Origin of the sequence: Pseudozobellia sp. WGM2 (assembly GCF_017810075.1) — a bacterium.
In the GTDB taxonomy this organism is placed as follows: domain Bacteria; phylum Bacteroidota; class Bacteroidia; order Flavobacteriales; family Flavobacteriaceae; genus JADNYK01.
Map to the genome: position 1 here is coordinate 341285 of NZ_JADNYK010000004.1, position 26686 is coordinate 367970.

General features: G+C 38.6%; 28 protein-coding genes and 2 riboswitches. Of the genes, 11 read left to right on the forward strand and 17 right to left on the reverse strand.

Annotation, left to right across the window (positions count from 1 at the left end):
• Positions 1-253: 253 nt before the first annotated feature.
• Positions 254-964: a LytTR family DNA-binding domain-containing protein gene (locus IV512_RS11310; RefSeq protein WP_209403403.1), complete on the forward strand. Its 711-nt coding sequence runs from the start codon at positions 254-256 to the stop codon at positions 962-964.
• A gap of 718 nt (positions 965-1682) precedes the next feature.
• Here the strand turns inward: IV512_RS11310 and IV512_RS11315 are convergent.
• From IV512_RS11315 to thiM, 5 genes are all read right to left on the reverse strand, one after another.
• Positions 1683-2192, reverse strand: a complete 510-nt coding sequence (locus tag IV512_RS11315; protein WP_209403405.1) for a DUF5004 domain-containing protein — start codon at positions 2190-2192, stop codon at positions 1683-1685.
• 103 nt (positions 2193-2295) lie between these two features.
• Positions 2296-2943 (reverse strand): thiaminase II, encoded by a 648-nt coding sequence (gene tenA / locus IV512_RS11320; protein ID WP_209403407.1) that lies wholly within the window; start codon positions 2941-2943, stop codon positions 2296-2298.
• Positions 2927-3763, reverse strand: coding sequence for a bifunctional hydroxymethylpyrimidine kinase/phosphomethylpyrimidine kinase (gene thiD, locus IV512_RS11325; RefSeq protein WP_209403409.1), 837 nt, complete (start codon positions 3761-3763; stop codon positions 2927-2929). Before thiD ends, tenA begins: the two co-directional genes overlap by 17 nt.
• The gene (gene thiE, locus IV512_RS11330; RefSeq protein WP_209403411.1) at positions 3760-4395 is read right to left on the reverse strand and encodes a thiamine phosphate synthase; all 636 of its coding nucleotides are present in this window, start codon (positions 4393-4395) and stop codon (positions 3760-3762) included. The genes thiD and thiE (IV512_RS11330) overlap by 4 nt, the downstream gene beginning before the upstream one ends.
• The gene (gene thiM / locus IV512_RS11335; protein WP_209403413.1) at positions 4395-5192 is read right to left on the reverse strand and encodes a hydroxyethylthiazole kinase; all 798 of its coding nucleotides are present in this window, start codon (positions 5190-5192) and stop codon (positions 4395-4397) included. The genes thiE (IV512_RS11330) and thiM overlap by 1 nt, the downstream gene beginning before the upstream one ends.
• Before the next feature lie 62 nt (positions 5193-5254).
• Positions 5255-5347, reverse strand: a riboswitch (TPP riboswitch).
• 129 nt (positions 5348-5476) lie between these two features.
• On the opposite strand from thiM, the gene IV512_RS11340 reads away from it, so the two are divergent.
• From IV512_RS11340 to IV512_RS11355, 4 genes are all read left to right on the forward strand, one after another.
• On the forward strand, positions 5477-6328 hold the full coding sequence (locus IV512_RS11340; protein ID WP_209403415.1) for an AraC family transcriptional regulator: 852 nt from the start codon (positions 5477-5479) through the stop codon (positions 6326-6328).
• 161 nt (positions 6329-6489) lie between these two features.
• Entirely contained in the window at positions 6490-7245 is a 756-nt protein-coding gene (locus tag IV512_RS11345) for an NUDIX domain-containing protein (RefSeq protein ID WP_209403417.1), read from the forward strand.
• A complete protein-coding gene (locus IV512_RS11350) occupies positions 7242-7442 on the forward strand; it encodes a hypothetical protein (protein ID WP_209403419.1) in 201 nt (66 codons plus the stop codon). Before IV512_RS11345 ends, IV512_RS11350 begins: the two co-directional genes overlap by 4 nt.
• Before the next feature lie 315 nt (positions 7443-7757).
• Positions 7758-8678, forward strand: coding sequence for a sugar phosphate isomerase/epimerase (locus tag IV512_RS11355; RefSeq protein WP_209403421.1), 921 nt, complete (start codon positions 7758-7760; stop codon positions 8676-8678).
• 217 nt (positions 8679-8895) lie between these two features.
• Here IV512_RS11355 and IV512_RS11360 read toward each other — a convergent pair whose 3' ends face one another.
• From IV512_RS11360 to thiS, 10 genes are all read right to left on the reverse strand, one after another.
• A complete protein-coding gene (locus tag IV512_RS11360; protein WP_209403423.1) occupies positions 8896-9390 on the reverse strand; it encodes a hypothetical protein in 495 nt (164 codons plus the stop codon).
• Between the two features lie 218 nt (positions 9391-9608).
• Positions 9609-10160 (reverse strand): type 1 periplasmic binding fold superfamily protein, encoded by a 552-nt coding sequence (locus IV512_RS11365; protein WP_209403425.1) that lies wholly within the window; start codon positions 10158-10160, stop codon positions 9609-9611.
• A 15-nt stretch (positions 10161-10175) separates the two neighbouring features.
• A complete protein-coding gene (locus IV512_RS11370; protein WP_209403427.1) occupies positions 10176-12581 on the reverse strand; it encodes a TonB-dependent receptor domain-containing protein in 2406 nt (801 codons plus the stop codon).
• 56 nt (positions 12582-12637) lie between these two features.
• Positions 12638-12943, reverse strand: coding sequence for a hypothetical protein (locus tag IV512_RS11375; protein WP_209403429.1), 306 nt, complete (start codon positions 12941-12943; stop codon positions 12638-12640).
• Positions 12944-13134: 191 nt separating this feature from the next.
• Positions 13135-14244, reverse strand: coding sequence for a 2-iminoacetate synthase ThiH (thiH, locus tag IV512_RS11380; protein WP_209403431.1), 1110 nt, complete (start codon positions 14242-14244; stop codon positions 13135-13137).
• Between the two features lie 10 nt (positions 14245-14254).
• The gene (locus tag IV512_RS11385; protein WP_209403433.1) at positions 14255-15025 is read right to left on the reverse strand and encodes a thiazole synthase; all 771 of its coding nucleotides are present in this window, start codon (positions 15023-15025) and stop codon (positions 14255-14257) included.
• 2 nt (positions 15026-15027) lie between these two features.
• Positions 15028-15681, reverse strand: a complete 654-nt coding sequence (thiE, locus tag IV512_RS11390; protein WP_209403435.1) for a thiamine phosphate synthase — start codon at positions 15679-15681, stop codon at positions 15028-15030.
• A 2-nt stretch (positions 15682-15683) separates the two neighbouring features.
• A complete protein-coding gene (locus tag IV512_RS11395) occupies positions 15684-16313 on the reverse strand; it encodes a thiamine phosphate synthase (RefSeq protein ID WP_209403437.1) in 630 nt (209 codons plus the stop codon).
• A gap of 10 nt (positions 16314-16323) precedes the next feature.
• Complete coding sequence (gene thiC, locus IV512_RS11400; RefSeq protein ID WP_209403439.1) at positions 16324-18183, reverse strand: phosphomethylpyrimidine synthase ThiC; 1860 nt, start codon at positions 18181-18183, stop codon at positions 16324-16326.
• A 73-nt stretch (positions 18184-18256) separates the two neighbouring features.
• Positions 18257-18460: a sulfur carrier protein ThiS gene (thiS, locus tag IV512_RS11405; RefSeq protein WP_209403441.1), complete on the reverse strand. Its 204-nt coding sequence runs from the start codon at positions 18458-18460 to the stop codon at positions 18257-18259.
• 110 nt (positions 18461-18570) lie between these two features.
• Positions 18571-18668, reverse strand: a riboswitch (TPP riboswitch).
• 467 nt (positions 18669-19135) lie between these two features.
• Here thiS and IV512_RS11410 point away from each other — a divergent pair.
• Positions 19136-19588 (forward strand): response regulator, encoded by a 453-nt coding sequence (locus tag IV512_RS11410; RefSeq protein WP_209403443.1) that lies wholly within the window; start codon positions 19136-19138, stop codon positions 19586-19588.
• A gap of 399 nt (positions 19589-19987) precedes the next feature.
• Here the strand turns inward: IV512_RS11410 and IV512_RS11415 are convergent, their stop codons facing one another.
• Entirely contained in the window at positions 19988-20815 is an 828-nt protein-coding gene (locus tag IV512_RS11415; protein ID WP_209403444.1) for a ferritin-like domain-containing protein, read from the reverse strand.
• A gap of 21 nt (positions 20816-20836) precedes the next feature.
• The gene (locus IV512_RS11420) at positions 20837-21595 is read right to left on the reverse strand and encodes a ferritin-like domain-containing protein (RefSeq protein WP_209403446.1); all 759 of its coding nucleotides are present in this window, start codon (positions 21593-21595) and stop codon (positions 20837-20839) included.
• A gap of 432 nt (positions 21596-22027) precedes the next feature.
• Between IV512_RS11420 and IV512_RS11425 the strand changes: the two genes are divergently transcribed.
• The 5 genes from IV512_RS11425 (at position 22028) to IV512_RS11445 (ending at position 26541) form a co-directional block, all read left to right on the forward strand.
• Positions 22028-22387 (forward strand): YtxH domain-containing protein, encoded by a 360-nt coding sequence (locus tag IV512_RS11425; protein WP_209403448.1) that lies wholly within the window; start codon positions 22028-22030, stop codon positions 22385-22387.
• Positions 22388-22632: 245 nt separating this feature from the next.
• Entirely contained in the window at positions 22633-25167 is a 2535-nt protein-coding gene (locus IV512_RS11430; protein WP_209403450.1) for a PAS domain-containing protein, read from the forward strand.
• 62 nt (positions 25168-25229) lie between these two features.
• The gene (locus IV512_RS11435) at positions 25230-25652 is read left to right on the forward strand and encodes a response regulator (protein WP_209403452.1); all 423 of its coding nucleotides are present in this window, start codon (positions 25230-25232) and stop codon (positions 25650-25652) included.
• A 262-nt stretch (positions 25653-25914) separates the two neighbouring features.
• Complete coding sequence (locus tag IV512_RS11440; RefSeq protein ID WP_209403454.1) at positions 25915-26370, forward strand: PA2169 family four-helix-bundle protein; 456 nt, start codon at positions 25915-25917, stop codon at positions 26368-26370.
• A 27-nt stretch (positions 26371-26397) separates the two neighbouring features.
• Positions 26398-26541, forward strand: coding sequence for a hypothetical protein (locus tag IV512_RS11445; RefSeq protein WP_209403456.1), 144 nt, complete (start codon positions 26398-26400; stop codon positions 26539-26541).
• Positions 26542-26686: the final 145 nt, after the last annotated feature.

A 26686-nucleotide genomic window follows, 5' to 3' on the forward strand; every position in this document is an offset into this window, starting at 1 on the left:
AAGGTAACACCCACTTTATGGCATGATTGTTTTACCTTATCTATACTTTTTAAAGTTTGACCCTAATACAGCATGACGACTATATGGCGTATAAATGTTATGCTGTTACGGGGCAACTTCTCCTCTACTACTATAATATATTCTTACCATACACAATTAGCAGTACGAACCTTACGTTACAATAAAAGTCTATAAAGACTTAAAATATTATCATTATCTTGATAAGGTAATAGCGAAAAGGTATCTCTTTAATATGAACTGTATTATTGTCGACGATGAAGCATCTGCAAGGGCTATAGTAACCCAACTTTGCTCTAAAATACCCGATTTAGACATAATCGAACAATTCGAAAGTGCAGTCGACGCCATTAAATTTTTAAATCAGCAAAACGTCGATGTCGTGTTCTTAGACATTCATATGCCCGGGTTTACCGGTGTCGACTTTGTTCAAACCTTAAAGAACCCACCACATATCGTTCTTACCACATCAGACACCGAATTTGCAATTGAAGCCTATGAATATGAGGCGATTGTAGATTATTTGGTAAAACCCATTACTCACGAACGTTTTCAAAAATCTATTTTGAAACTTAAAAAAGTAATGAGTAGAACTACCCAGACCTTTGATGAAACCGAAGAGCCTTCTACCCCCGGAAATGACTTGTACGTAAATATAGACCGTAGGTTAATAAAATTAAATCTTAACGAAATTCAGGTCATCGAGGCAAAAGGTGATTATATTGAAATTAAATTAGAAAAAGATACTTATCGCGTACACACAACCCTTAAGAAAATTAAAGATAAATTACCTGAAAAAATCTTTCTACAAATACACCGTTCTTTCATTATCAATTTTACAAAAATTATAGATATTGAAGATAATAGTGTATTGATTGGTAAAAATGTGGTGCCCATCAGTCGATCTAACCGTCCAGAATTAATGCGGCGTCTCAACCTGGTATAAATATTTTATTACTTCATCGGGCAAACAGAGATTTTTGTATTGACCCGTACTGCCACGTTCTAAGTACTAATCAACAATTACTCCTTCACTTTATCATCTAATTTGAGATATGTGAGTAGTTTTCTTCTACCCCTCATTAATGGTCGACCGCAACTAACCTTCATCCGTCTACAGAAAATCTTCATCCGTCGATTACTGACCCTATATCCAAAACAAGTAACCGAAATTTGTAAAACAATTTTAAAAGTGGATAGCTGGTGTGAGATAAGTACTAGTTAATTACAATATGGGTCGTAAGCCCTAGACTGCACTCAATGTGTCGGTTCGGAGAGTGCAATCGACTAGAGAACAATCGAGTACAATTAGCTCGGTTGTTCTTTTACAGTAAAACGGCTGGATAATAGTTCTAAACTTTATCTAATTCAGTTTACCGGAAATCGTCCCCCGAAGGTTTCCGGTTTTTTTTTTAAGTACCCGAAGTATCAAGACAAAACCCTTAATTGGTCGTCCGAAGTCTATTTTAGTTTGATAAATCAAATAGTTAATTACCAACTAACCTTGAGAGATTACCATCTAACTACAGAAAACGTTCAACCACCTAAAAAAGTGAAGCATAAGATTTAAAACTTAAGAACTTTACCATAATTAAGGCTAGTTTATTTTTTGTGCAGTAAAGGGAGTGATTTGGTCAATCGCTCCCTTTCTATTTTTAGCTTATTTATTGTTGAAGACTGTATGTAAAACTTACCTCGGTTTGAATTGAACTACCGTTGGTATCGGTGATATTAAAATTTTCTTTAAAGACAAAAGCAGAATTATCATCATTAAATTCAATCGCAAGGTTTTGAATATTACAAGAACCCACCAAACTTAATGTTGAACCAACCAGTTGCCAAGTACCGGACAAATCAACAGTTCGTTCACAATTATCCGCCTTTAAGCCTTGCTTAAATGTGTAGCCCCTATTGGTAGTAAAAACATAGGCACCATCTCTTTGACATTCGCTATACTGTGCAAAAATATCAGTTGACGGGTTGTCTTCACTATCATCGGAAAGATCAACTTCGTCTTCAGCGGTTATGGCAATGAGCACCCACTCACCTACCATCTTCTCTTCACTTACCATAAGTACACCTGAATAATCTTCGGGGCAGTCTACACTATTATCACTTGTACAACCCAATAAAAAAACGCCAATGGCCAATACCAAAAAAATTCTTTCTCTCATAAAATGTCTATAATTATAGTTTCTATAATAAGACGCAATAGATGGAAAATGGTTGCCTATAAAATGCTTAAATCTAATTTCAAGAAAAATTCAAGTTTCTTTTTTACCATCGTTTTAAAACATAGGCACTATTCCAAAATTCATATTCTAACCTACTGGCCGTCACAAAGGCTTCTGTCATGGCCTGTTGTTGTATTGGAGTACAACCTAATGAAATACGATTACTGATATCGATTGCCCGTTGTGTAATTATCCCAAACTCTTCCCCTGCATAAGTTTCAATCCATTTTTGGTAAGGGTTCTCAATGGCTTTTTGATTCTGATAAATATGGTCACCAACTTTTTTATAGATCCAGAAGCAGGGCAAAACCGCTGCAATAGCAACCTCCACCGGTTGCAAGGCCGCAGTGCTTTTTAGAAAATTACCGTAGTGGTGGCAAGTAGGTTGAATACTTCCCTTTTCACTAAGTTGATAAGACTCAAAATAAGACTCATGAAGTGCCTTTTCGACCACAATAGCGCCTTCTGCAAATTTGATATAGGCCAACGAATCTTCAAGACTTTGGGTTCTTGCTCCGATAATTGCCAAAGCACGACCGAACTGGTCTAAATAGTGTGCGTCTTGCAACATATAAAATTGAAACTTTTCCAAGGGTAGAGTGCCATTCGTTAACTCGGTAATGAAAGGCATTTCAATTATTTTTTGATATATCGGTATTATCTGCTCCCAGGCTTTACTGCTCCAATTCATTTTTTATTAGTTGTTGAGGATTATAAAAATGGTTCAAAGGTCCATTACCACCACCGACTCGCACATCTTTACCATTCAAGATAGCTTGATGTACGTAGTTTTGTCCCGATTCAATAGCTTCAAGCAGCGATTCACCTCTTGCCAAAAAACTGGCAATGGCGGAAGATAAAGTGCATCCGGACCCATGGGTATTGTTCGTTTCGAATTTTTCAAAATGAAATTCATGTACTTTTCCATCTTCGGAAAAATAAAGGGAAGTAAGCTTGTCGGTCTTCAGATGCCCTCCCTTTAAAAGTAAAGAGTGTACTCCTAATTTTTGAATCATCTCCCCTGCTTTATACATATCCTCAACATTATCAATAGGCATCTCCGCTAAAATTGAGGCTTCATCTAAATTAGGAGTGATAACATCCGCTAGTGGAATTAGTTTCTCAATTATAATATCGATTGTTGCGTCTTCAATCAATTTATGACCACTGGTCGCCACCATTACCGGGTCGAACACCAAAGGCACCTTCTTATATTTCTTTAAAGAGGAAACAATAGTTTCTACCAATTCGCTCGTATGTACCATTCCAATCTTTACGGCATCTGGAAAAATATCATCAAAAATGCTCTCTATTTGCTCAGAGATGGCTTTTGTGGGAATTGGATATATCGATTGTACTCCTGTAGTATTTTGAACAGGCAATGCGGTCAAAACCGATGTGGAATAACAGCCTAGTGCCGATGTAGTTTTAATATCGGCTTGAATACCTGCACCACCACTACCGTCAAAGCCGGCAATGCTCAAAACTGATCGATAGCTATATTTTTTCATAGTGCTTTTTCTATTTGATTTCGGAGTTCCCACGCGGCTTGTTCCGGATCTTTTGCTTGGCATATGGCCGAGACCACCGCAATACAATCGGCTCCGGCCTTGATAACATCATATGCATTTTCCTTTTTCATACTGCCTATCGCGACTAAAGGTTTTGTGGTCAAAGTTCTAATTTTAGAAATACCTTCAAGACCCCACTCGGTTACAGTATCGGTCTTTGTAGAAGTGCTAAATACGGGACTGACTCCTAAATAATCCGAAACCTTGGTCTCTTCTGTTTCCAATTGTTCGAGATATTCTATCGAATACCCCAAACAGTGTGATTTCTTCCAAGATTTCTTGATTTCAGTAGGAGCCATATCATTATTGCCAACGTGTATACCAAAGGCACCAATGGCCTTGGCCACCTCGATATTATCGTTAATAATCAAAGGAACGTTATGCTTCTGCAAGACCTCTTGTAGATTTAATGAATTTTCAATAAATGCCTTTGAAGTCAAATGTTTTTCACGCAGTTGTACTATATCCACCCCTCCAGATATGGCTTTCTCCGCTACATCCGTAATTTTTCGGCCGCCACAACTTTCTTCCGAGATTACTAAATAAAGGTGATAAGGAAACGACATTAGCATTATATCACTTCTAGTTCAAGGTGAGACGAAAATTCATCTGAAGTAATATTATACAGTTTATCGAGCAAATGCATTTGTAGACTACCAGGGCCATCAGCCAATTTTGACGCTAATTCACCAGCGATACCCATCAAGGCCATGGCAGCAGTAACCGCTTCAAACGTATTGTCAATTGTGGCAATGAAGGCACCGATAATTGCTGTAGCCGAACACCCTAAACCGGTAACCTTTGTCATGAGCTCACTTCCATTTTTGATATAACATTTCCCATGTTGTGATATCACAATATCTATCTTGCCGGAAATGCAGACTACCGAACCAAATTCTTGATTCAAGTTGATAGCCGCCTGAATGGCTTCGTTACTATCCGCAGTGCTATCTACCCCTTTGGTCACCGAAACATTCTGTTTGGCCAGCGCCATAATCTCCGAGGCATTACCTCTTATTATGGTTGGTCTAGTTTTTAAGAGTTCAGATAATAAATCATTTCTAAAACCAGTAGCTCCTGCACCGACAGGGTCGATCACAAACGGTTTTCTTAATTCATGTGCTTTATTGGCGGCCTGCAGCATTGATTTTGCCCAGTACTCGTCTAAGGTGCCGATGTTAACCACAAGACTTTGACAGATAGCGACCATTTCATCTATTTCAGAGTGGGCATGAGCCATTATAGGTGACGCCCCGACTGCCAATAGCGCATTTGCCGTATTGTTCATCACCACATAATTCGCAATATTATGCACCAAAGGCGATTGCTTTCTAACTTGTAAAATATGTTTCCAAAGATTCTCTTCCATAATAGTGTCTGAATTTAATACGGCTATAGAAGTTCTCAGAATGAGAATAAAAAGAATGCAGCATACCATTGCGAACTTTTCCCTACGTTGGTGTAAGCCAAATCAGGTTCAAAGGGACTCTCTCAATTCTAAATAGAATACCCCTAAAGCCGTATCAAAAATAACATTTTTTTCCCGGAGAGCGAATTAGAAGACCATCATATGACCATCTCTAATACTATACCTAACTACCCCAACCAACCTTGCTTTTCATATTTTAAGTTATTTTAGTACAAATTCTATTCTTGAAAGTTCTACCCTTTAAAATACCAAAGCCAAAAAATGAAGCCCTAGTCTTTCAGGTAGACCGTGAGACTTTCTTTTATAATCAACTGCACCAACATGCCGAAATTCAAATTAGTTACATTTTAGAAGGTTCTGGAACCTTAATCGTAGGAGATTCGATCAACGAATATAATGAAGGTGATATTTTAGTCATAGGCGGTTTTCAACCTCATGTTTTTAAAAGTGATACCAAAGCTTCTAAAAAATCTCTTATGTATACCCTATTTTTTAGCTTAGACTCATTCGGTAAAAACTTTTTTAGTTTGCCCGACCTGAACCCCACCAAAGACTTTTTTGATAACGCGGAGTATGGAATGAAGGTCGTGCCCAATAATAATGATATCACTAACCTATTCGAGGCCTTGCCCAAACAGAACAAGGTCGAACAAATCGCAAGTCTATTATTGCTTATTAATCTTATAATACAAAGCAAAACCGAGCCTTTGTCTTCTTTTATCTATAAAAAATCATATTCTGATGATGAGGGAAAAAGAATGGGTACCGTTATCAAGCACGTTATGGATAACTATCACCAAACCATTTCTTTAGAAGAGGTATCAGACTTGGCGAATATGACCAAAAATGCATTTTGTCGCTATTTCAAAAAAAGAACGAACAAAACGTTTTTCCAATTTCTTATAGAAGTACGAATCGAAAATGCGTGTAAACTTTTGGTCAACCGTCAAGACTTTTCCGTAGCACAAATAGCAGAGGAGTGCGGATTCAATAACATCGCCAATTTCAATCGTAAGTTTAAAGAAATCAAAGGTTGTTCACCTACAAAATATAGAGCGAGGTTTATCAATCAATGATTAGTATAGGGCTAAAACTTTAGTTAGATTACCTTATGATAAAGATTAAACAAAAAATGATTTTCTCCTTTTCACTTTAAGAAAATTCTATTGTCTCCAATAATTACAATAATTCTTTTGATATTATGAAATTTTAGGTTTCATTTGAAAAAAACTACTAATTGGCTAACAATAAAGAACAAAGATTACCATCTCATGAGGAGTATTTACCCCATTTGGCCTATGATCTTGTCATTTTTGGCTTTAACGGAAAGCAGCTAAAAATTCTAATTTTAGAGTACAACAATACAGGTTTTTTTGCACTGCCAGGCGGTTTTGTAAAACGTAATGAAGATGTCGAAGAAGCGGTAAAGCGCTGTTTGAGAGAGCGTACTGGTCTTGATAATATTTATCTTGAACAATTTTTCACTTTCGGAAGTGCTTCAAGGTCAAGGCCGGATATCATGCGTACTATACTAGAAGCCAATGATCTTCAGACCGATGAGAATTATTGGATGTTGAATCGGTTCATTTCGATTGCTCACTACGCCCTCATAAATTTTGATGAAGTTCACCCAACTCCAGACGAACTGTCTGATTCAATAAACTGGTATGCCATCAATGAATTGCCCACTTTAATGATGGATCACCAAGAAATAACCGATAAAGCCCTAGAAGTGCTTCGAGAGAACCTTGATAAGAAATTAATCGGTATGAATTTGCTACCAGAACGATTTACAATGAAAGATTTGCAAGAAGTATACGAAGCAATTTTGGGCAAAAAAGTACGGCGAACGACATTTCAAAGAAAGATGTTGAGCAAAGATTTTTTAACGAGGCATGAGAAACTTTTTACCGGTGCAGCACATAAAGCGCCGTACTTATATAGCTTTAAATCACAAGATGATAAGGGCTCACAGAATAAAAAAGCATCATGAGATATAGATTCATTTCAGCCCTAATCGTATTTTTTTTATATCTCGGTTATGGTAGTGCTCAATCTGATGTAGAAAATCTAAAAGTTAATCATGAGTATACCTCTTTAGATTTAGATATCGAAGAACCTAGGTTTGAAGATGACGTAAAACACTCTAAAAAAAACCTATTCGCTCTTTTGGCATTCCCTTGTCATTAATAAATAATTCGAACCTGTATGAAAAACATAGCGTTTTAAGTTAATGCATATATTTGGCTTATTTCAGGTTTGAATTAGTGGTCATGATGAAAAAAACAAAATTTCAATGAATGATGATAAAATGACTCCATCAAGGGTCAAAGTAGATTGCAACTTTTACCCGGTAGGTCGTGGAAACAATCATATCAGTTTTCACAGGTGAGCCGATATAGAATTCAATGTCAGACCAGAATGGTAGGTTCAATTGATTTTCTTACGAAAAACACTCTCGAAATCAAATAAATAAACTTAATTCAACTCTTAAAGACTATCAAAATGAAAACTGTTATTACCAAATCGATTGTAGCACTACTTATCGGTACATCTCTTTTATCGTGCAAAGAAAGTGCGGATAAAAAACAAAAGGAAACGGTAACCGAATCTCAAGAAGATGTCAATGTCAAGAATTTCGGCGGCCTAGCCCTTTATACGCTTCGTGATGACATGGGCTCAGATGCCAAAGAGACATTAAAAGCCGTAGCCGATGCCGGTTACGAATACATTGAAGCGGCCGGTTATGAAGATGGTGAATTTTATGGCATGTCGCCTTTAGAGTTTAAAGCTTACCTAGATGAACTCGGTCTAACCCCTGTAAGCACACATCAAGGATCGGTCACTCTTGAGAATGCCGAAGAAATGATGGCCGATGTAAAAGAAGCCGGTTTTCAGTACTTTGTTATTCCCGTACCGCCGATGGGCCTTTTCACATTTGACCAGGCGACAAAAACTATGGGTATGACCTCTACCCCAAAAGAGTTGTCTGAAATAGTAAATGAACTGGGTGAAAAAGCTGATGAGGCAGGCTTACAATTACTTTATCACAATCATGACTTTGAATTTATGAAAGATGATAACGGGCTTGTACCTATCGACTATCTATTAGAAAATAGTGACCCAAAATATGTGAACTTTCAAATGGATTTGTATTGGGTAACTAAAGCGGAAGCTGACCCTATCGCCTATTTTGACAAGTACCCCGGTAGATTCAAGATATGGCATGTTAAAGATATGGATGACGAAGGCCGTTTTGCACCTGTCGGTAAAGGAAATATCGATTTCAAAGAAATTCTAGATCAAAAGGAAAAATCAGGAATGGAGTATTATATGGTAGAACAAGACATGACCTTTGACGGTTTAGAGCCCTTGGAAGCGATTAAAATCAGCCATGAAGGTTTGAAAACTATTGGCTTTGAATAACAGGACATTAATCAAATATTAGGCCCTGAAACGATTTTAAATATTTCGAATAACGAAAAAAGTCATTTCGACATTTAAACTGATTTGGAAAGGGAAAATTGATAGTAAAGAGTTTTCAAAATTCAGAAAACTCAATTACCACAATTGAGATAGTGTCTACAAAAAAAGGTGGTTACGTTTCAGACGTAACCACCTTTTTTATTTGTATTAAATTAATTTATTGCTTGTCTCTCCAAGTTTCGTAAGTTGAATATTGTTCATCTGACAAAATATTTTCCAATTGTCTATCACGCTCGTCTTCAAGCGTACCCATCATTTCGCCATTGGCTGAAGTCTTTTGTTTTTTTACAAAATCTCCCATTGCAGATTCAAAATCACGAATTTGACCATCGGTCATATTAATGTTTTGGTACAAATCTGAATAATCTGCAGTTGAATTTGCGACAGTTGATGTACCCATATTTACGTTAGCGTTTCCGCCTGTTGAACCATTGCTCATTTGCATCGCATTGGTGTTTGAAGACATTTCTGAAGAGTCTTCTGTTTCTTCATTCATAGTTGTTTCCGTTTCTTGTGCCTGCTCACTAGCTTGGGTCATCGAGGTTTCCGCTTTGTTTTCCGCGTCGCTTTGTGAACTCATATTTTTTGTAGAATTACAAGCGGTTAGTGAAATTATGGAACAAGCTGATAATAAGATTAGATGCTTTTTCATTTTGTATAAGTTTTAAGTTCAATTATCTATTGTAGACACAAAGCTATGATGATCACACTTGTGTTGCTAACCCTAACCGATCAATAATTAATTGATTCACGAATTGCTTTTATCTAATAAGAATGTATTGTTACTTGGTCTTTTCAATATGTCAAGATAAACCACAAAAAGGGGGCAATAAACTTGCCCCCTTTTTTTATTTACACTAATTAGACCAGTTATTCGACAGTTATTTCAAAAGACTGGGCTATATCTGTTTCTCCACCTGCATCACTTAGAGAACCATCATTAGGTTTTGTTGGCTCATGGCGTAAGGTTATGGCCAAATTAGCACTTCCGGCTTCTCCCGTAGTCAAGGAAAATTCTATACCAATAGGGTTTCCATCTTCATCTTGATCACTATAATCTACGCTGGCTATACTACCCGACGTTACAAAAATAAATTGGTGATCATCACCTTCTTCCTCCACTTCTGTGGTAATATTCTCTACCGGGGTTTCTGTTTCGTTCAGTAGCTCTATTTCACCATTATAAACTGTATTTGCAGCTAGATTGCCCACTGTAAGCACTGGGGCATCCGGTCCTTCTCCGTCCAAATCACGAGATTGTAAGGTTACTGCGTCCCCACCTTGTTCAGGGGTCAAAATAACGGTCATAGTTGTAATAACTTCTTCTTCATGTATTTCTTCCGGGGCATCATCATCGTCAGAACATGAGTTGAAAAGAATTGCAGCTGTTGCTAATAATGATAAAAATTTGATTGTTTTCATAATTGAATATTAATTTTAATAGTTGAACTTTAATTGTAAAATGATATTTCTTCCTAAATCATCGGCAAAATAGCGTTGACGATTCAGGTAGTCTCTATACTGTGTATTTAATAAATTGTTTATTGATAATGAGGTGGTCAATTTGGTGTTGTTCGCGAAAGGAAACTCCATTTTCGAATGAAAACCGAATAAATGGTATGCATCTGGGGCCGAGTTTATGTCTAACAAAACATCTTGCTGTTGTTCCGGAGAAAAGACCGTAATATTGTTCGGTACTTCGTTTTGTTTAAACACATATTGACTTTCTAAAGTTGCCTCAAAACCGTTCCATTCAGAATGGTTAAAAACGATTTTGTTTCTCAAGTTTGCCGCAGGAATATTTATCAGGGCAGTACCTTTATCCGTATCCCTACCTTTGACCAGAGAAAACCGATGTTCAGATTTCCAACGGTCTGACCATTGTGAATAGACCAAACCATCTACCCCAGTTAATCTTGCGTTCGTTTGACGGTATTCCCACAAAGGGAAGGCGCCGCGTATCGTAAATTCAACACCCGAGGGCTCAAGCAGAATAAAGTTTCGAATAGAATTGATAAACGGCTCTACAGACCACCCCCAATTGTCAAAATTCTGTTCATACGAAACGGTAATCTTATGAGAGGTCTCACTATCAATTCGTAAATCTCCTAATTCTATACGTGCAGCAGAATGGTGCAAACCATCGCTAAAAAGCTCTGAAGGATTGGGTGCTCGCTGGGCCATAGTATAATTCATGTTGAACTCAGCATTCAGAGTGGGCGAATACTTACCACCGACCGTCGTGGTTACGTTATGATAATCGAAAACCGGATTAACCAAAAGCTGACTGCCAGAACCGTCTATGACGAGTTCTTGAAATTCTTCGTCATAGCCCCGCTCTTCCCAGCGAGAAGTACTATAAAACTTTTTAGCGTCGATTTGGCTAAAGTCATAGCGAAGGCCTGCATCTAATAGCAAGCGGTCGTTTACACGGTACTCCCCTATTAGAAAACTTCCGATATCATATTTCGTATAATCAGGAATAAGGCGACGCACACCCGTATCAGGATTCGCAAAGTTATCTTGATACCTACCCAACAAACCCAATTGCAAATGGAACTTTTCTTTGGCATCCCATTTAAAATCAGTAGAAATGGTTTGTGTGGTCAACTGCAAGTCGATTGATGCCCGGTCATCATCTTCGCCCCGTCGAATGTCGTATTCGAATCTTCTATTGCTCTGAAAATCATATTGTACGGTCCACTTTCCTATACCTTCAAAACGGTTGTAATACTTGAACTTGCCCAAATGGTGATTTACCTCTTGCCTCGGATTCAAAAGGTCATAAGTAAACGAGCGGACTACCTCTGGCTCACCACCGTTAATGCTTCTTATGAGATCATCTACATTACCGATGTGTGAGGCACGTAGAACAGCTAGTTCTGTATTAAAAAAGGAGTAACGCACATCCCATCCTGAAGTAAATTCGTGCTTACCAAATTGTAACGAGGCCGCCATTTCCTCTACACCCGTATTTGACAATACATAATCCGGTGTTTCATGGTCGCCTAAGCGCTTATATGAGCCCTGGCCCTTTACGAACCAACCGTTCTCATAAGATTTAGTGAGCTCAGAAACCAGATTACCACCTCTTCCGTTAGAAACCCCGGTCACCATAGTTTTACCATATAGGCTATCTATTTGTGGTATTCTACCAAGGTCTATAACGACGGTGCCTCCTATGGCATCACCACCATACTGAAGGGCTGCAGCCCCTTTCACCACCGAAACCGATCCCGCGGCATTTACATCGATATTGGGCGCATGCTCGTCTCCCCACTCCATATCCTGCATTCGAACCCCATCGTTCAAAATTAAAACTCGGCTACCATTCAAGCCGTGAATCGAAGGTTTAACAATATTAGCTCCCGTATTTAATGAAGATACTCCGCCGAGTTCCTTTAAGGCATCCCCAATATTACCCGTACTATAAGTCTCCAAGGTTTCTAAGTCTAAGGTCTCTTCAAGTGCTGAATTCGTTTGGTCACCTATACTATTACCCACGACCTTAACTTCGTCAAGTTCTTCCAAGTGATGTTCTAGTTTAATATCGAACACCCTACTCTCTTCTATTTTCATAGGAATAATCACGGTAGGGCATTCCGGATGAAATACCTCTAACTCGATTTTACCCGGGCAGACACCCTTAATCGAATAAGAACCATCTATATCAGACACTGTCGATAAATCACTATCGATTACGAGAATAGTAGCACCGGGCAGAGCCGTTTTACTGTGATAATCGATAACGGTGCCTGTTATAGTATAAGAACAATCTTGAGCTGCTATGCTAGACGTAATCGTTAAGCACAAAACAGCCGCAACCAGCGTTTTAAAATTCATTAAAATGAGAGTTTTACCCTTTAACAAAAGGGTATAGATATAATGTGAAGCAAATTCTATAAAATGGCTCGAGGAGGAGGCCTCGAGAAAAGACCCGATTTCGTATCCTTAACCAAAAACAATTCAGATATATCGGCAAAGAGCTGATTTTCATGAACTGTAATCTGATTGGGAGAAAAATCTAAACCTGACACCTCAAGATGAGCGGTGTTTTGATTATCCACCGCAAGAGCACACCACTTGCAATTTTCTACTGATGTTTTTGCGGTATCTTGATGGGTATATACATGAAATGCCGATACTTTCACCAGCATTAATGAAGTGAACAAAAAGAATGTAAATATCTTTTGGTATTTACCCATAGCGGCACAAACTTAGTTAATTTAAGAGAACGCATGGTGTTAACGAAAGCATAATTAGTATAGTACTATACCAATATCACTTAAATTACGAAAAACGCAAGAAAACATAGAGAATCTTAGAATGGCTTTCATACGCACTACTTGACTTCCGATAAATCCTTTCCAATAATTGCCATTTATGGCAATTAATTTCAAGTAGTAAAAATTTCCCAATCTTTAAAAACGGGCTCATAGCCCTGTTTCTTTATCATTTCCCGAATTTCCGCTGTAGAGCGTTCATCCGAAATTTCAAATTGCTCCAAAGATTCCGGTTCTGCCGTGTAACCTCCGGGATTGGTTTTAGACTCCGCACTAATAGACGTAATTCCCAATTTTATAATGTTGTTACGGAAGGTTTCACTTTCGCGCGTAGACATGGAGAGCTCCACATCTTCATCTAGTAATCGATAGGCACAAATTAACTGAACCAAATCCGCATCTGTCATTTCTACCTTTGGCTGTACATCGCCTTGGTGTGGTCTCAACCTTGGAAACGAAATACTATACTTCGTTTTCCAATAGGTCTTTTGAAGGTATTTTAAGTGCAGTGCCGTATAAAAACTATCTACACGCCAGTCTTCCAAGCCAAATAAGGCTCCTAGTCCTATTTTGTGGATGCCCGCTTTTCCTAAACGGTCCGGCGTCTCCAATCGATAATTAAAATTCGATTTTTTCCCTTTGGGGTGATGCACCTTGTAAGTAGCCTCATGATACGTTTCTTGGTATACCAAAACGGCATACAGTCCCGCAGCTATCAACTCCTCATACTCCTCTTGGTCCATAGGTTGAACCTCCATACTAATATTGGAGAAATGTGCCTTTATCAACTCAATGGCATGTTTGATATACGCCACGCCTACTTTTCTATTGGCTTCGCCCGTTACTAGTAAAATATGGTCATAGCCCAATTCTTTTATATGCGCTACCTCTTTTAATATTTCGGCATCGCTAAGGGTTTTACGGGGAATTTTATTGGTCATACTAAACCCGCAATAGGTGCAAATGTTCTGGCACTCATTGGACAGATACATGGGCAGATACATCTGTATGGTGTTCCCAAAACGCTTTTTCGTCAGCTGATGGCTGCGTTGTGCCATTTCTTCTAGAAAAGGCTTGGCCGCTGGAGAAATCAATGTTTTAAAATCGTCCAAAGAAATACGTTCCTTTGTAAGAACTGCAGCTACCTCCGTTTCGGTTATGGCATAAATTTCATGCTCTAGGGTATCCCAATCGTATTGCTCAAATGTATTTCTAAAAGGCATAAGGTCTATTTTAGTTTAAAAAGGACGTTAACGGACTGCTCGCTTCCGCCACTTCTTTTACGGGTGCCAATTTGGCTCGGTAGGCCATTCTTCCCGCCTCAACGGCCATTTTAAAGGCAATGGCCATGTCAACGGGGCTAGGAGATACTGCAATGGCCGTATTGACCAAAACGGCATCAGCCCCAAGTTCCATGGCATAAGTCGCATGTGACGGGGCACCAATACCCGCATCTACAATTACCGGTACATTGCTCTGTTCAATAATAATTTTTAGGAAATCATCCGTTTTTAATCCTTTGTTGCTTCCTATGGGCGCACCCAACGGCATTACACATTGTACGCCAACCTCTTCCAATCGCTTGCACAAAACGGGATCGGCATGGATATAGGGCATTACTACAAATCCCAATTTCACCAATTCTTCGGCCGCCTTTAGAGTTTCTATGGGGTCCGGTAAAAGGTACCTTGGGTCTGGGTGAATTTCTAATTTCATCCAGTTGGTTTCCAAAGCCTCTCGTGCCAATTGCGCTGCAAAAACCGCTTCTTTGGCCGTTCTTACTCCTGATGTATTTGGCAATAGGTTGATATGGTCCGCATTAAGGCTTTTTAGCATATCATCCGATTTGTTCTCAACCTCTACCCTTTTGAGCGCAACGGTAACGAGTTCACTTTCCGAAGCTAGGACAGCTTCCCTCATTTTTTCGGAACTGGAGAATTTACCCGTACCGGTAAACAAACGTGAAGAAAAAGTTTTATCCGCTATTTGAAGTGCATCTGTCATATTTAAAAAATTGTTTCCCTGTTCCAAAGTTGTTCGTTCGTAGAAGGTGCTTTCAAAAGATGATGAAAAGCGTTTATTTTATTAAAATCCTTAGTTATTTCACCAGAAGCCGCTATACCGTACACTCCGGTTTTTAAAATCTCCGGTATGTCTTCTATAGTAATACCGCCAATAGCAATAATGGGCATGTCCGATTTAAGCTCCTCTACAATGGCTTGATACCCCAAAAGCGATATAATCGGGCTCAAGTTTTCCTTAGTTGTCGTGAACCGAAAAGGTCCCAAACCAATATAGTTAACTCCCTTTTTCACCAAAGCCAAGCAATCATCTAAGGTATTTGCCGTTCCTCCAATGATATAACAATCTCCCAAAAGCTTGCGGGCAACCGCGGAGTCGGCATCGGTTTTACCAAGATGCACACCATCTGCCTTTACTTCTTTGGCAATTTGATAATGGTCGTTGATAATCAATCGCGTTTGAAAATGTGCTGTAATCTCCCTGGCTTTCTCTGCGGTCTTTAACACCACACTTTTCTTTTCGTTCTTTAAACGCAATTGCACTAGTTCCGCACCAGATGTACAGGCCTTCTGAATATGCTCCAGATGGTCTTCCGGTGTTTTTCCTTGTGAGATATAATGCAACTTTGGTATGTTCATAATCATGTGTTTCTATAAAATTCTTGCATTGCCTTGAAATCCTCAATGGGCGTTTTGCTGTTCCAGATTCCTCCCAAAACTCCAATTCCTTGAAAACCTAATTTTTGAATTTCATCCAAATTGTTTTTGGTTACGCCACCCATACCGATTACTTTTTTATCGATATGATTTACATCAAACCCCCTGCCTTTATATCCTTTCTTTGAAATGGATGAAAATACAGGGCTCAATAAATGGTAATCAAAATTAAAATTACAGTCTTGCAACTCATTAGGTTCGTGAAAGGAGGAACTTATCGTTTTGATTTTGGCTCTTTCGACTCCCAAGGATGCTAAATAATTATTCATTAGGGTTCTGACCTCCTTCAACTCGTTACCTGTCAGCACATCCCTTCTTTTCTGCTCTTGAAAGTGAATTCCCTTTAAATTAAAATCCGCTATCAATTCATGATACAGGTGTACTACCACGCGGTCATGGAATTTTGAATCTATTTTTTCAAGATATGCTGAATGCCCCTTGTAGTCCTTATCAGGTTTACGTAGATGATAATACGCCAAACCTTCTTGAAACAACTTGTTCAATAGTTCAAGCTCATTGGGCACATCGATTTCCGGGGCAATCAGAACAATCATGGACTATAATTTACAAGTACACTTCAGAGCCTTTGTCCTTAAATTCTTTGGACTTTTCTTCCATCCCTTTTTGAATGACCTCATTGTCTACAATATCATTTGTCGCGGCAAAATCACGTACTTCCTGAGATATCTTCATAGAACAGAATTTGGGGCCGCACATAGAACAGAAATGTGCAATCTTGGCACCATCAGCAGGTAAGGTCTCATCGTGATATTCACGAGCCAATTCCGGGTCTAACCCCAAGTTAAACTGATCTTCCCAACGGAATTCAAATCGAGCTTTGCTCAATGCATTATCCCTATGTTGCGCACCAGGATGCCCTTTTGCCAAATCTGCCGCATGAGCCGCCAATTTATAGGTTACTACACCTGTTCGTACATCATCTTTATTAGGTAGGCCTAAATGTTCTTTAGGTGTAACATAACACAACATAGCACAACCAAACCAACCGATCATAGCCGCGCCAATACCGGAAGTGATATGATCGTAACCGGGAGCTATATCCGTAGTTAAAGGCCCTAAAGTATAAAACGGAGCTTCATCACAAACTTCAATTTGCTTCTCCATATTCTCTTTGATCATATGCATGGGCACATGGCCTGGACCTTCAATAAAACATTGAACTTCGTGTTTTCTAGCAATTTGCGTTAGCTCGCCCAAAGTTTCCAATTCGGCAAACTGAGCTTCATCATTGGCATCCGCTACTGAACCCGGTCGTAGACCATCGCCCAAAGAAAAAGCAACGTCATACTGCTTCAGAATCTCACAGATATCCTCAAAATGTGTATATAAGAAACTTTCTTTATGATGCGCCAGACACCATTTAGCCATGATAGACCCGCCGCGGGAAACAATACCCGTAACGCGTTTGGCCGTCATGGGAACATAGCGTAAAAGAACGCCTGCATGAATGGTAAAATAATCTACTCCCTGCTCGGCCTGTTCAATTAAGGTATCCCTGAAAATTTCCCAAGTAAGGTCTTCTGCTACACCATTCACCTTTTCCAAAGCTTGATAAATTGGTACCGTTCCCACGGGAACCGGAGAATTACGAATGATCCATTCACGCGTTTCATGAATGTTTTGACCGGTTGAAAGGTCCATTATATTATCCGCTCCCCATCTGCAAGCCCAAACCGCCTTTTCCACTTCCTCCTCTATGGAAGATGTAGTAGCCGAGTTACCGATATTCGCATTAATCTTTACCAAGAAATTACGACCCAAAATCATTGGTTCCGCTTCTGGGTGATTTATGTTGGACGGAATTACCGCACGCCCACGGGCAACTTCTTCACGTACGAATTCAGGAGTGATCTTCTCCGGAATAGCCGCACCAAAATGTTCGCCTTTGTGCTGCTTTACAATCTCGGTCATTTCATCAATTCGCTGATTTTCACGAATGGCGATGTATTCCATTTCAGGAGTAATTATCCCCTGCTTTGCGTAATGTAATTGCGTAACGTTCTTTCCTTTTTTAGCTCGTAACGGCTTTTTTAGGAGCGAAAAACGCATGTGATTCAAACTACTGTCGTTTAAACGTTCATTGCAATACTCCGAAGAATAACTGTCTAGCTGCTCTACATCTCCTCTACCTAAAATCCACGGCTCCTTTATTCTTTCGATTCCACTATGTACATCAATCTTTTTTTCGGGATCTGTATAAGGTCCTGAAGTATCATACACTGTAACCGGTTCATTGGGTGTTAACTTTCCTGTTAAAGAATCCTTAGTGTCGCTCAATATAATTTCTCGCATTGCAACTTTAATCTCTGGGTGAATTTTTCCGCTTACATAGATTTTTTTTGAATTGGGAAAAGGTTGTCTTGTAATGTGGTCTTGTTTTGGGGCAGTGTCTTTACTTTTCATTCTTAGGTTAAAAATTGATTCGACTAAATTTTAATGTTTGGCAACAATGAGTTAGGTAGTAATACTTCTTTTATCACCCCCCTTGAAAAGCTTGGATAACGAGAATAGTATCTTCGTTTTGAAGAAAAGATGTTTTCCATTTACTACGAGGTATAACCTGTTGGTTTATGGCCACGGCCACACCGTTCATCGAAGAATCGATTTGTTGAAGAAATTGTTGCACGGTAGTCTCAACACCAACTTGCAACCGCTTTTGGTTCATGTTTATCGTTATCATACAGCATAGATTTTACCGTAACGATAGAGGCCAGAAAGTCTTTGAAAAGAAAGTGCTCCGATAGATATAACCGGGCACCTTATTGAAAAGTGCTGTAAACATTTATTTCAAAATGTTTTTCAACTTTTCCCTTCGACGGTACTAACCGTATCAGGTTCAAAGGGTCTGTCTCAGTTCACATATCTATGGAACACCCCTAAAGCTTACTATACAAATGTATGAAATGAAAAGTCAGAAATGATAATTAACGCTAAAAATTCTCTCCAGCTTTAGAAAAAAATGTTTACCCTGTTCTAACCTCTATATTTTCAAAAAACAAGAGAACCCCCTCTAAGCAACTTAAAATCAGCGACTAGTTTTTTTGAGCTAATAGTAATTTTAAAAGCGTCATCCATTACGATTAATAATAAGGAAATTAGTATCATCATAAGTAGGTAAATTGTTCGTGGGGAACAATTTCAATATATAAAAAGGGAAGCGTGGGGCTTCCCTTTTTCTTTGACTTTAAATATGGTTTAAAAGCATTAACAGACAACGGTAACGTTGATTTCTAAAATTTTCATTTAAAATTAGGCGTACTAACTTGCAAGTTTTACCATTTCACTTTTTCTTTCAAGTCAGTTTTACATTCATTAGGCTCATCCCGTATTAACGGCAATATTTAGATTTGTTTTCATGAACAACAATAAAATTGAGCGCACTAAAATCTTCTTGGCCGAAGATGATATTGATGATAGAGATTTTTTTCTCGATGCGCTAAAAGAAATAGAAACACCTACAAAAGTGAGAACTTTTGATAACGGAATCGATTTAATGGATGCGCTTTTCTCGACCAAAAATCTACCCGAAATTATTTTTCTTGATTTGCGTATGCCTCTAATGAACGGATTTGAATGTCTGGCCGATATTCGAAGTTTCAGTCAATTTTCACACATTAACGTGATTGTCTATTCTTCTGCCTATCATAATCGTGAGGTGAATCAATTAAAAGACGATGGGGCCAACCATTACCTTCAAAAGCCATCAACATATAAAAAGCTTGTGGAGGTTCTGAACCTTATCATTCAAAATATAACTTCTGAAGAGAAAAAGACCACGATAGATAAATTTGAGATATTGCTGAACTAATTTTAAGCTATAACTACCTTTCTTGACCCTTAGGCCAGCCACCCAATCTATGGCCAAACCACTTCACCATTTAAACAACTGTTTTAACTCTTATCTCTTAAATGGATACTTGTAATGGGTACTGTTGTAGAATAGTATTTTCTCTTCTGCCATACATTACAAAAAAAAACTGATCCGAACATTCATTGAATTTGAAAATGAGCAAAGCCAAAAATGATTTTTTAGTTGACTATTTCTGATGAAGGTGAAGGAATTTCAAAAGAAACTGAAGATAAGTTCTTCGAACCCTTCTTTACCACAAAATCTCTTTAATGGAATTTTCGAATAAAGAATGAGCCCCATTTCAAATTTGAAATGGGGCTCATGAAATTTATCTTAAAAAAACAAACTTTTATTTAGCTATTCCACAATAAAAAGGCTAGCAATTGCAACAGCATCATCTCCAGACAATGGCTCATCATAGGCTTCGGTAGAAGCTTCCATACTGAAGGGTTCATCACTGCCGAGCGTTGTAACGTCAAGACCACCTTGTATCACGTTCTCCTCACCATTATATACAGCTTGGGTCGCTTCGGGCATACCATCTCCGCGTTCATTGCCAGTAATCCATCCCTTAAGTGTTCTAAGCCTTCTGATTTCTGAAGCATGCATGGCCTCGACGGCATGAATTTGCAAAGCTGGAGTTAAGAAATCGGAGCCTAATAGATTGCCTGCCTGCCCTTTATAGGCTCTCACGCCCGTATCTTCAAATGCTTGCGCTAAAGCTAATAATTGGGCATACGCAGTTTCTTGACCCACACCATTTTCATTAAAGGGGTCAAAAGTACCACCGACAGTAAAATCAAATGTTGGTTTTTCTACCGGTGTCGCGCCAGCACCTTCAAGACCGGCTCTAAGAAAATCTACGTGTGCCTGCTCATGTTTAGAAATTTGCATGTAAACAGTTTCTGGTCTACCGCTCGGCAATACACCAGACTGTAGGGCAAGGTCATAGAATTCGTCTTCTAAATATTCTAAAGTCAAAGCCAATTGCAATGCACTTACAGGGTCGTTTCCTGACTCTTGTGCATAAGTTTTGTTGGGCATGGTAGCCAAACCGAAGGGAATTGCAGAAAGAGCCGCCTTTTTACTAAAGGAACCTAAGGCTCCGAACATGTCACGCCTGGTCGATTTTGAATCAAGTAGTGATTCGTTGGTGAATCTGTCCAAGAATTTTATAATATCCATAGTGTTATATCTTTTTAATGATTAAGGTAAATTGTTTGCTGTGAAGGGCGTAGTTATAAATCCGGTAGCTCCTACTGCCGCAAGTATGGCAGAAGGATCGAGTGCCGCACTCAGACCTGTATCGGTGGTTACATAATCATCGCCTGCAAAATCAGCAGATCCAGGATTCAAAAGTGTGCGAATTGCAGAAGCGTGCCTAGCTTCGACAGAAACTATTTTTCCAGCCAATAGAAGATATCCGGGATCTGTAATCAAACGACCTGCACCATTGTAGGCTGCAACACCGGTATCTTCCAATACACTTGCAGTGGTGAGTACCTGCTCCCTATTTCCGAAATCCAGGCCACCATAGTCAAACTCGAGTGTAGGAAGCACCAAATTGGCATTGCCGTCTACCGCTGCAGTAATGGCCGCCTTAAAAAAATCTCTATGGTTTACTTCATGATAGTAAAGATCTGTCAAAACCTGCATTTCCTCATCTGAGATATTACCATAAAACGAATTAACTACTTTGGTGTAAAAATCGGCCTCTAATTGCTCAAGAGCATAGGCATAATTTAAAACTCCAAGGTCTCCTTCCCCTAAATCGAATACCATTGGGTCCGGATTAGGTTCCGGGTCCGGGTCGGGAGTTGGTGATGGTGTCATGGCACCATTGTCATCATTACTACATGCAACCAAAAGACCGGCCCCAACAACGCCCATACCCCCTAGTCTAAGGAATTGGCGGCGATTTGTAGATTTTTTTACAGGTTCTACCCTAACAATATTTTTTTTCATAAGGCTTTCGTTTTAAAGATTAGTACTACAATACGTACGGAGAATATGAATGAGGGTTTTACCTCAAACGTTAATTAAAACTTAAGACAGGTGCATGTCTGGATTTTAATTTTAAAAAATGTTTCATATACTGTATTGAACCAAACGAAATCAGTACTACATTCGATTCATTGATAAGCAAACACATTGATCAATAGAAAAGTTTTGTGATTGTATTTCTGACAACCAATTATGGGTATAACAATGCTGTCTCTTGCGGAGTTTAATTGAATAAAGCGATGAATGAATTCCTGATTTCTCTCCCAATAGTGCCATAATTTCAATTTCAACTGAACTTAAATTCAAATACATAATAACGGTTATGGTTAAAAATCGGTGCGATTGCACCTAGTCGCTCAACAGATGGTTCCTAATTTTATCTTAAAAAATAAAATGGGAAACAAGAATAATGGCCAGTTGTTCACAGCTTTGTTGGCCGGAGCTGCTGTCGGTGCTGCCGCAGCTGTTCTTTTCGCACCTAAAAGTGGAAAAGAAATGAGGTCAACACTAAAAAGAAGTGCTACAAAGGCCTCTAACAATTTGACCAGTGTGACTACGGCACTCTCAAAAAATGCGAGACAGAACATGGAGGAGAGCAACGATAGCCTTGGATATCTAATTGGTTCTGCGATTGCACAAACCGTAATGACCATTGGGGAAATCGTAGAGTTAGCGAAAATAAAGTTAGTAGAACTTACTGAAAACGGCAATGACACTGGCGCACTACAACTTCCGCAAAGCAAAAAGAGTTAGCGAAAAATCTCTAAATAACTCCGTTTTGTAAAAGGGTATTTAAGGGTGCAACATTTGAAAGAATGAACCGATCAAGAATGATAGCCAATAGCTAACCTTAACTCCCTAATATAATATTAAAACACAACCTTAAACTTAACTCACTATTACGATTTTTCTCAAAAACCCTTTTCTTATTCAAAGTTAGAACGAAACCTTTTTACGATTGCAAAGATGGATTTAATGATGATATTAAATATGGATAAATGATTACGAACCTTCAAAGAGAAATGCCCAAGTTTTTGCAAAATGGCGGTGAAATGGGCAAGATTATTAATGATAAAGATTGGTCTTCACATCCGTTAGGTCAACCTGAGAATTGGTCCCTTTCTTTGAAGTTCGCTATTAGCAGTATGCTGAAAACCGCCTTTCCTAACTTTATTTTTTGGGGAGAGGATTTTAGATGCTTTTATAATGACGCCTATAGGCCCAGCCTAGGCAAAGATGGCAAACACCCCTTTATTATAGGACAAGCCGGAAAAGAAGCATGGCCTGAAATATGGGATACAATCGAACCATTGTTAAGTCAGGTCTGGAATACCGGAAAAGCGACTTGGAGCGAAAATCAATTGATACCATTCTACAGAAACGGTAAAATCGAAAATATTTATTGGACTTTCAGTTATAGTGCTTTAATGGACGATGATGAAAAGATTGGGGGCATTCTGACCACTTGTACCGAAACTACCGACGCCGTATTGAATCTACAACGTCTCGAAGAGAAAGAAGAGCAATTGAGATTCGCCATTAATGCCGCGGAATTGGGCACGTGGGACTACAATCCTAAAACCAATAAATTCAAGGCGAATGATAGATTAAAAGGTTGGTTCGGTATTGATGCAAAAGACAATATAGAATTGTCTATGGCTACCGACGCGATAGCACCAAAAGATAAAAACAGGGTTGCGTTTGCGATCGAAGAGGCCCTCAAAGGTGTCAACGGTGGCAAATATGATATTACGTACGAAATAATTAATGCGAAATCAAAAAAAAATTATATCGTTCACGTATTGGGAAGAGCTTGGTTCAATAGTGACAATGAGGCATATCGCTTTAATGGTACGATGCAGGACGTAACTGCACAAGTGAAGGTCGCTGAAGATTTGAAAAATGTGAATGCACTCGTAAAAAAAGAGGAGGAACATTTTCGCAATATCGTTCAAGAACTTCCTGTGGGAATAGCCATTTTGAGAGGGAGCGACAATCAGTTTTCAATCGTCAATTCTACCTATTTAGAAATAATTGACAAGTCTCGTGCCGAGATAATCGACCGACCTGTGTATGAAGTACTTCCTGAGATTGAAGAAACTGTAGTACCCGTTTTTGAAAAAGTTAGAAAAACCGGGAAACCTGTAAGCGAAATAGAGTTCAAAGTTCCTCTAAAGCGTAAAAATCTTGTTCAAGATGCTTATTTCAACCTGACAGTACAACCCATAACGAACGATAATTCACCTGTTCAAGATATTATGGTGGTTGCCAACGAAATAACCGATCATATTATAGCGCGTAATATTCTTGCCGAGAACGAAAACCAATTTAGAAATCTAATCATGCAGTCTCCTATTGCCATGGCCATTTTTAGGGGTAAAGATTTTAAAATTGAAATGGCGAATGATCGGATGCTCAACCACTTTTGGCACAGAAATCTAAATGAGGTTATCGGCTATAAGTTAATTGAAGTCTTTCCTGAACTTGCAGACCAAAAATATATGGCTGAGTTAGAAGCGGTCGTTCAAACCGGTACACCTGTTCGAGACAAAGAATCTAAAGTTATTGTGGTTACCAATAAAGGAAAACACGAGTTTTATGTTGACTATGAATACCTTCCACTTACAGAAGTTGATGGCACAATTTCTGGGGTAATTATTACTGTTACCGACGTTACCGATAGATACTTCGCCAAACAGAAGTTAACAAATTTTGCGAAAGACCTAGAATCTCAAGTGAAAGACCGTACCGAGATGTTACGTAGCACCAACGAGAAATTAAAGAACTCGGTCAAGAAGCTAGAAGAGGCGAATACCGAACTCGAATCCTTTGCTTATATATCAAGTCATGATTTGCAAGAACCCCTGCGTAAGATACAAATGTTCATTTCGCGATTTGAGGATCAAGAAGGTGAAACATTGACCGACATGGGCCGAACTTATTTCAATAAAATTTCTGATTCTGCAGGTCGAATGCGTATATTGATTGATGACCTGTTGGCCTTTTCAAGAACTGAAGACGATAAATCAAAATTAGAACCCACCGATCTCAATACCATTTTGCATCAAGCTTTAGAAAACCTATCGAATCAGATAGAACTAACGGGTGCCAAACTTATAACGACCGAGCTGCCGACAGTTAATGCCATTCCCTTTCAAATGCGGCAAGTATTCAGTAACCTTATCGGAAATGCGTTGAAGTTTTCTGCTGATGAACCGCAACCCATAATTGAAGTAACTACAGAGATGAGGGTCGGAAAGACTTTAGGGAAGATGGATTTGAACGACAACACCTATTACCATAAGATTTCCATTAAGGATAATGGAATAGGATTTACTCCAGGTATGGAGGAAAAAATATTTGAAGTATTTCAACGCTTACATGGAAAGAAAGAATATGAAGGTACGGGAATAGGGTTGGCGATAGTAAAGAAAATTATGCAAAACCACGAGGGTGCCGTTAAGGCTTCAAGTATAGAGGGTGAAGGTGCCACATTTACAATTTATTTACCACAGATGGAAAATAAAAGTTAGTATAATAATTATCTCAAGATTTAATGCGTGATCAAACTGACCTGTAACAAAAATTAAATTTTATGAACATATTTCTTGCTGATGACGACGAAGATGACCGCATCTTCTTTTCCGATGCCCTGAAGGAAATTCCACTTGAATCTCAAGTAAAAACCTTTAGTAATGGTGTAGAATTGATGGCAGAACTTCTTGCCGAAATTCCGCTACCAGAGGTTATCTTCTTAGATTTGAATATGCCGATGATGGACGGTTTTGAATGTCTGGAAGATATCAGGGCTGTTGATAAATTCAAAACGATACCTGTAATTATATATTCAATATCGCTTCATAAAAAAGATGTTGCTAGACTAGAAGAAATGGGGGCTACTCGATATCTAAAAAAACCTTCTTCTTACAATCAATTAAAGACCATGCTCTATAAATGTCTGTCGCCCATTCGAGATCAAAATTTTAACGAAGAGCAAAATTTTCTAATTGATGAATAATCTATTAATTTTTTCACCCTTCTTAGAGCTTTCCTAAATACACCTATTAAGTGTTCGCTCGATATCAAATCTCACTCTTCATTCCTATGGAATAGCAAAAGTCAATAGCTTCTTAGTTTTACTCCATCACTGACTTTTCGATACTATTACCTCAATTTCACACCCTAAACCCTGTACGGTTAACTTTAGTCTTTAATGCATTAAAAACTGGAAAACGACTATTATAATTTAGTAGAAGAAATAAATTCAAAGAACAATTTATATGAAAACTACTGATAAAAATAGCTTGTCTAAGCGTCTAGAAAATGTACTAGAGAGAAATGTTGATGCTCAAAAAGGTTATGAAAAAGCATCGGAAAATACAGAGAGTAAATCCTTAAGGTCTTTTTTTCTCAAAAAATCAAACGATAGAAAAAAATTTAATCAAGAATTGAAATCTGATTTACATGCAGCCTTTGGAGAACTCGAAAATGACGGAAGTCTAAAAGGCTCCTTACATAGAACATGGATGGACGTTAAGAACTTACTATCCGCTAACAATGATGAAGCCATGTTAGAAGAATGCATCAGAGGTGACAAAGCGGCTATCGAAGAGTATTCTGAAATTTTAGAAGATGACGACCTTCCGGTAAAACTATCGGCAACGATACGCAACCAGATGCTACAGTTACGAACAGATTTGAATCAAGTGAGCAAATTAGAAGATCTAGAAAACTAAAATATATTAAAATTTAAAAATGTTATTATGAGCTTAATCAGAAAAATAGGGCCTCTTTATCCCGAAGAAACAAAATCTAGAAAGATTGCTAAAAGTGGTATTGCATCAATTAGGGCGAGAGTTGGGCGTATCTGGTCATTACCCCTTAAAAAAGTCGGTAAGACCTCTTGACGCGTAACTTTCTTAATTTGGAAACAACAAAAGAAAAGGCCCGTAATCGGGCCTTTGCGCTATTATTAGAATATCTTTAAGACGTTCAGATTAATATAACATCACAATACCAAATCAATATCTTTCTTTGAAATTTTAGTCCCGC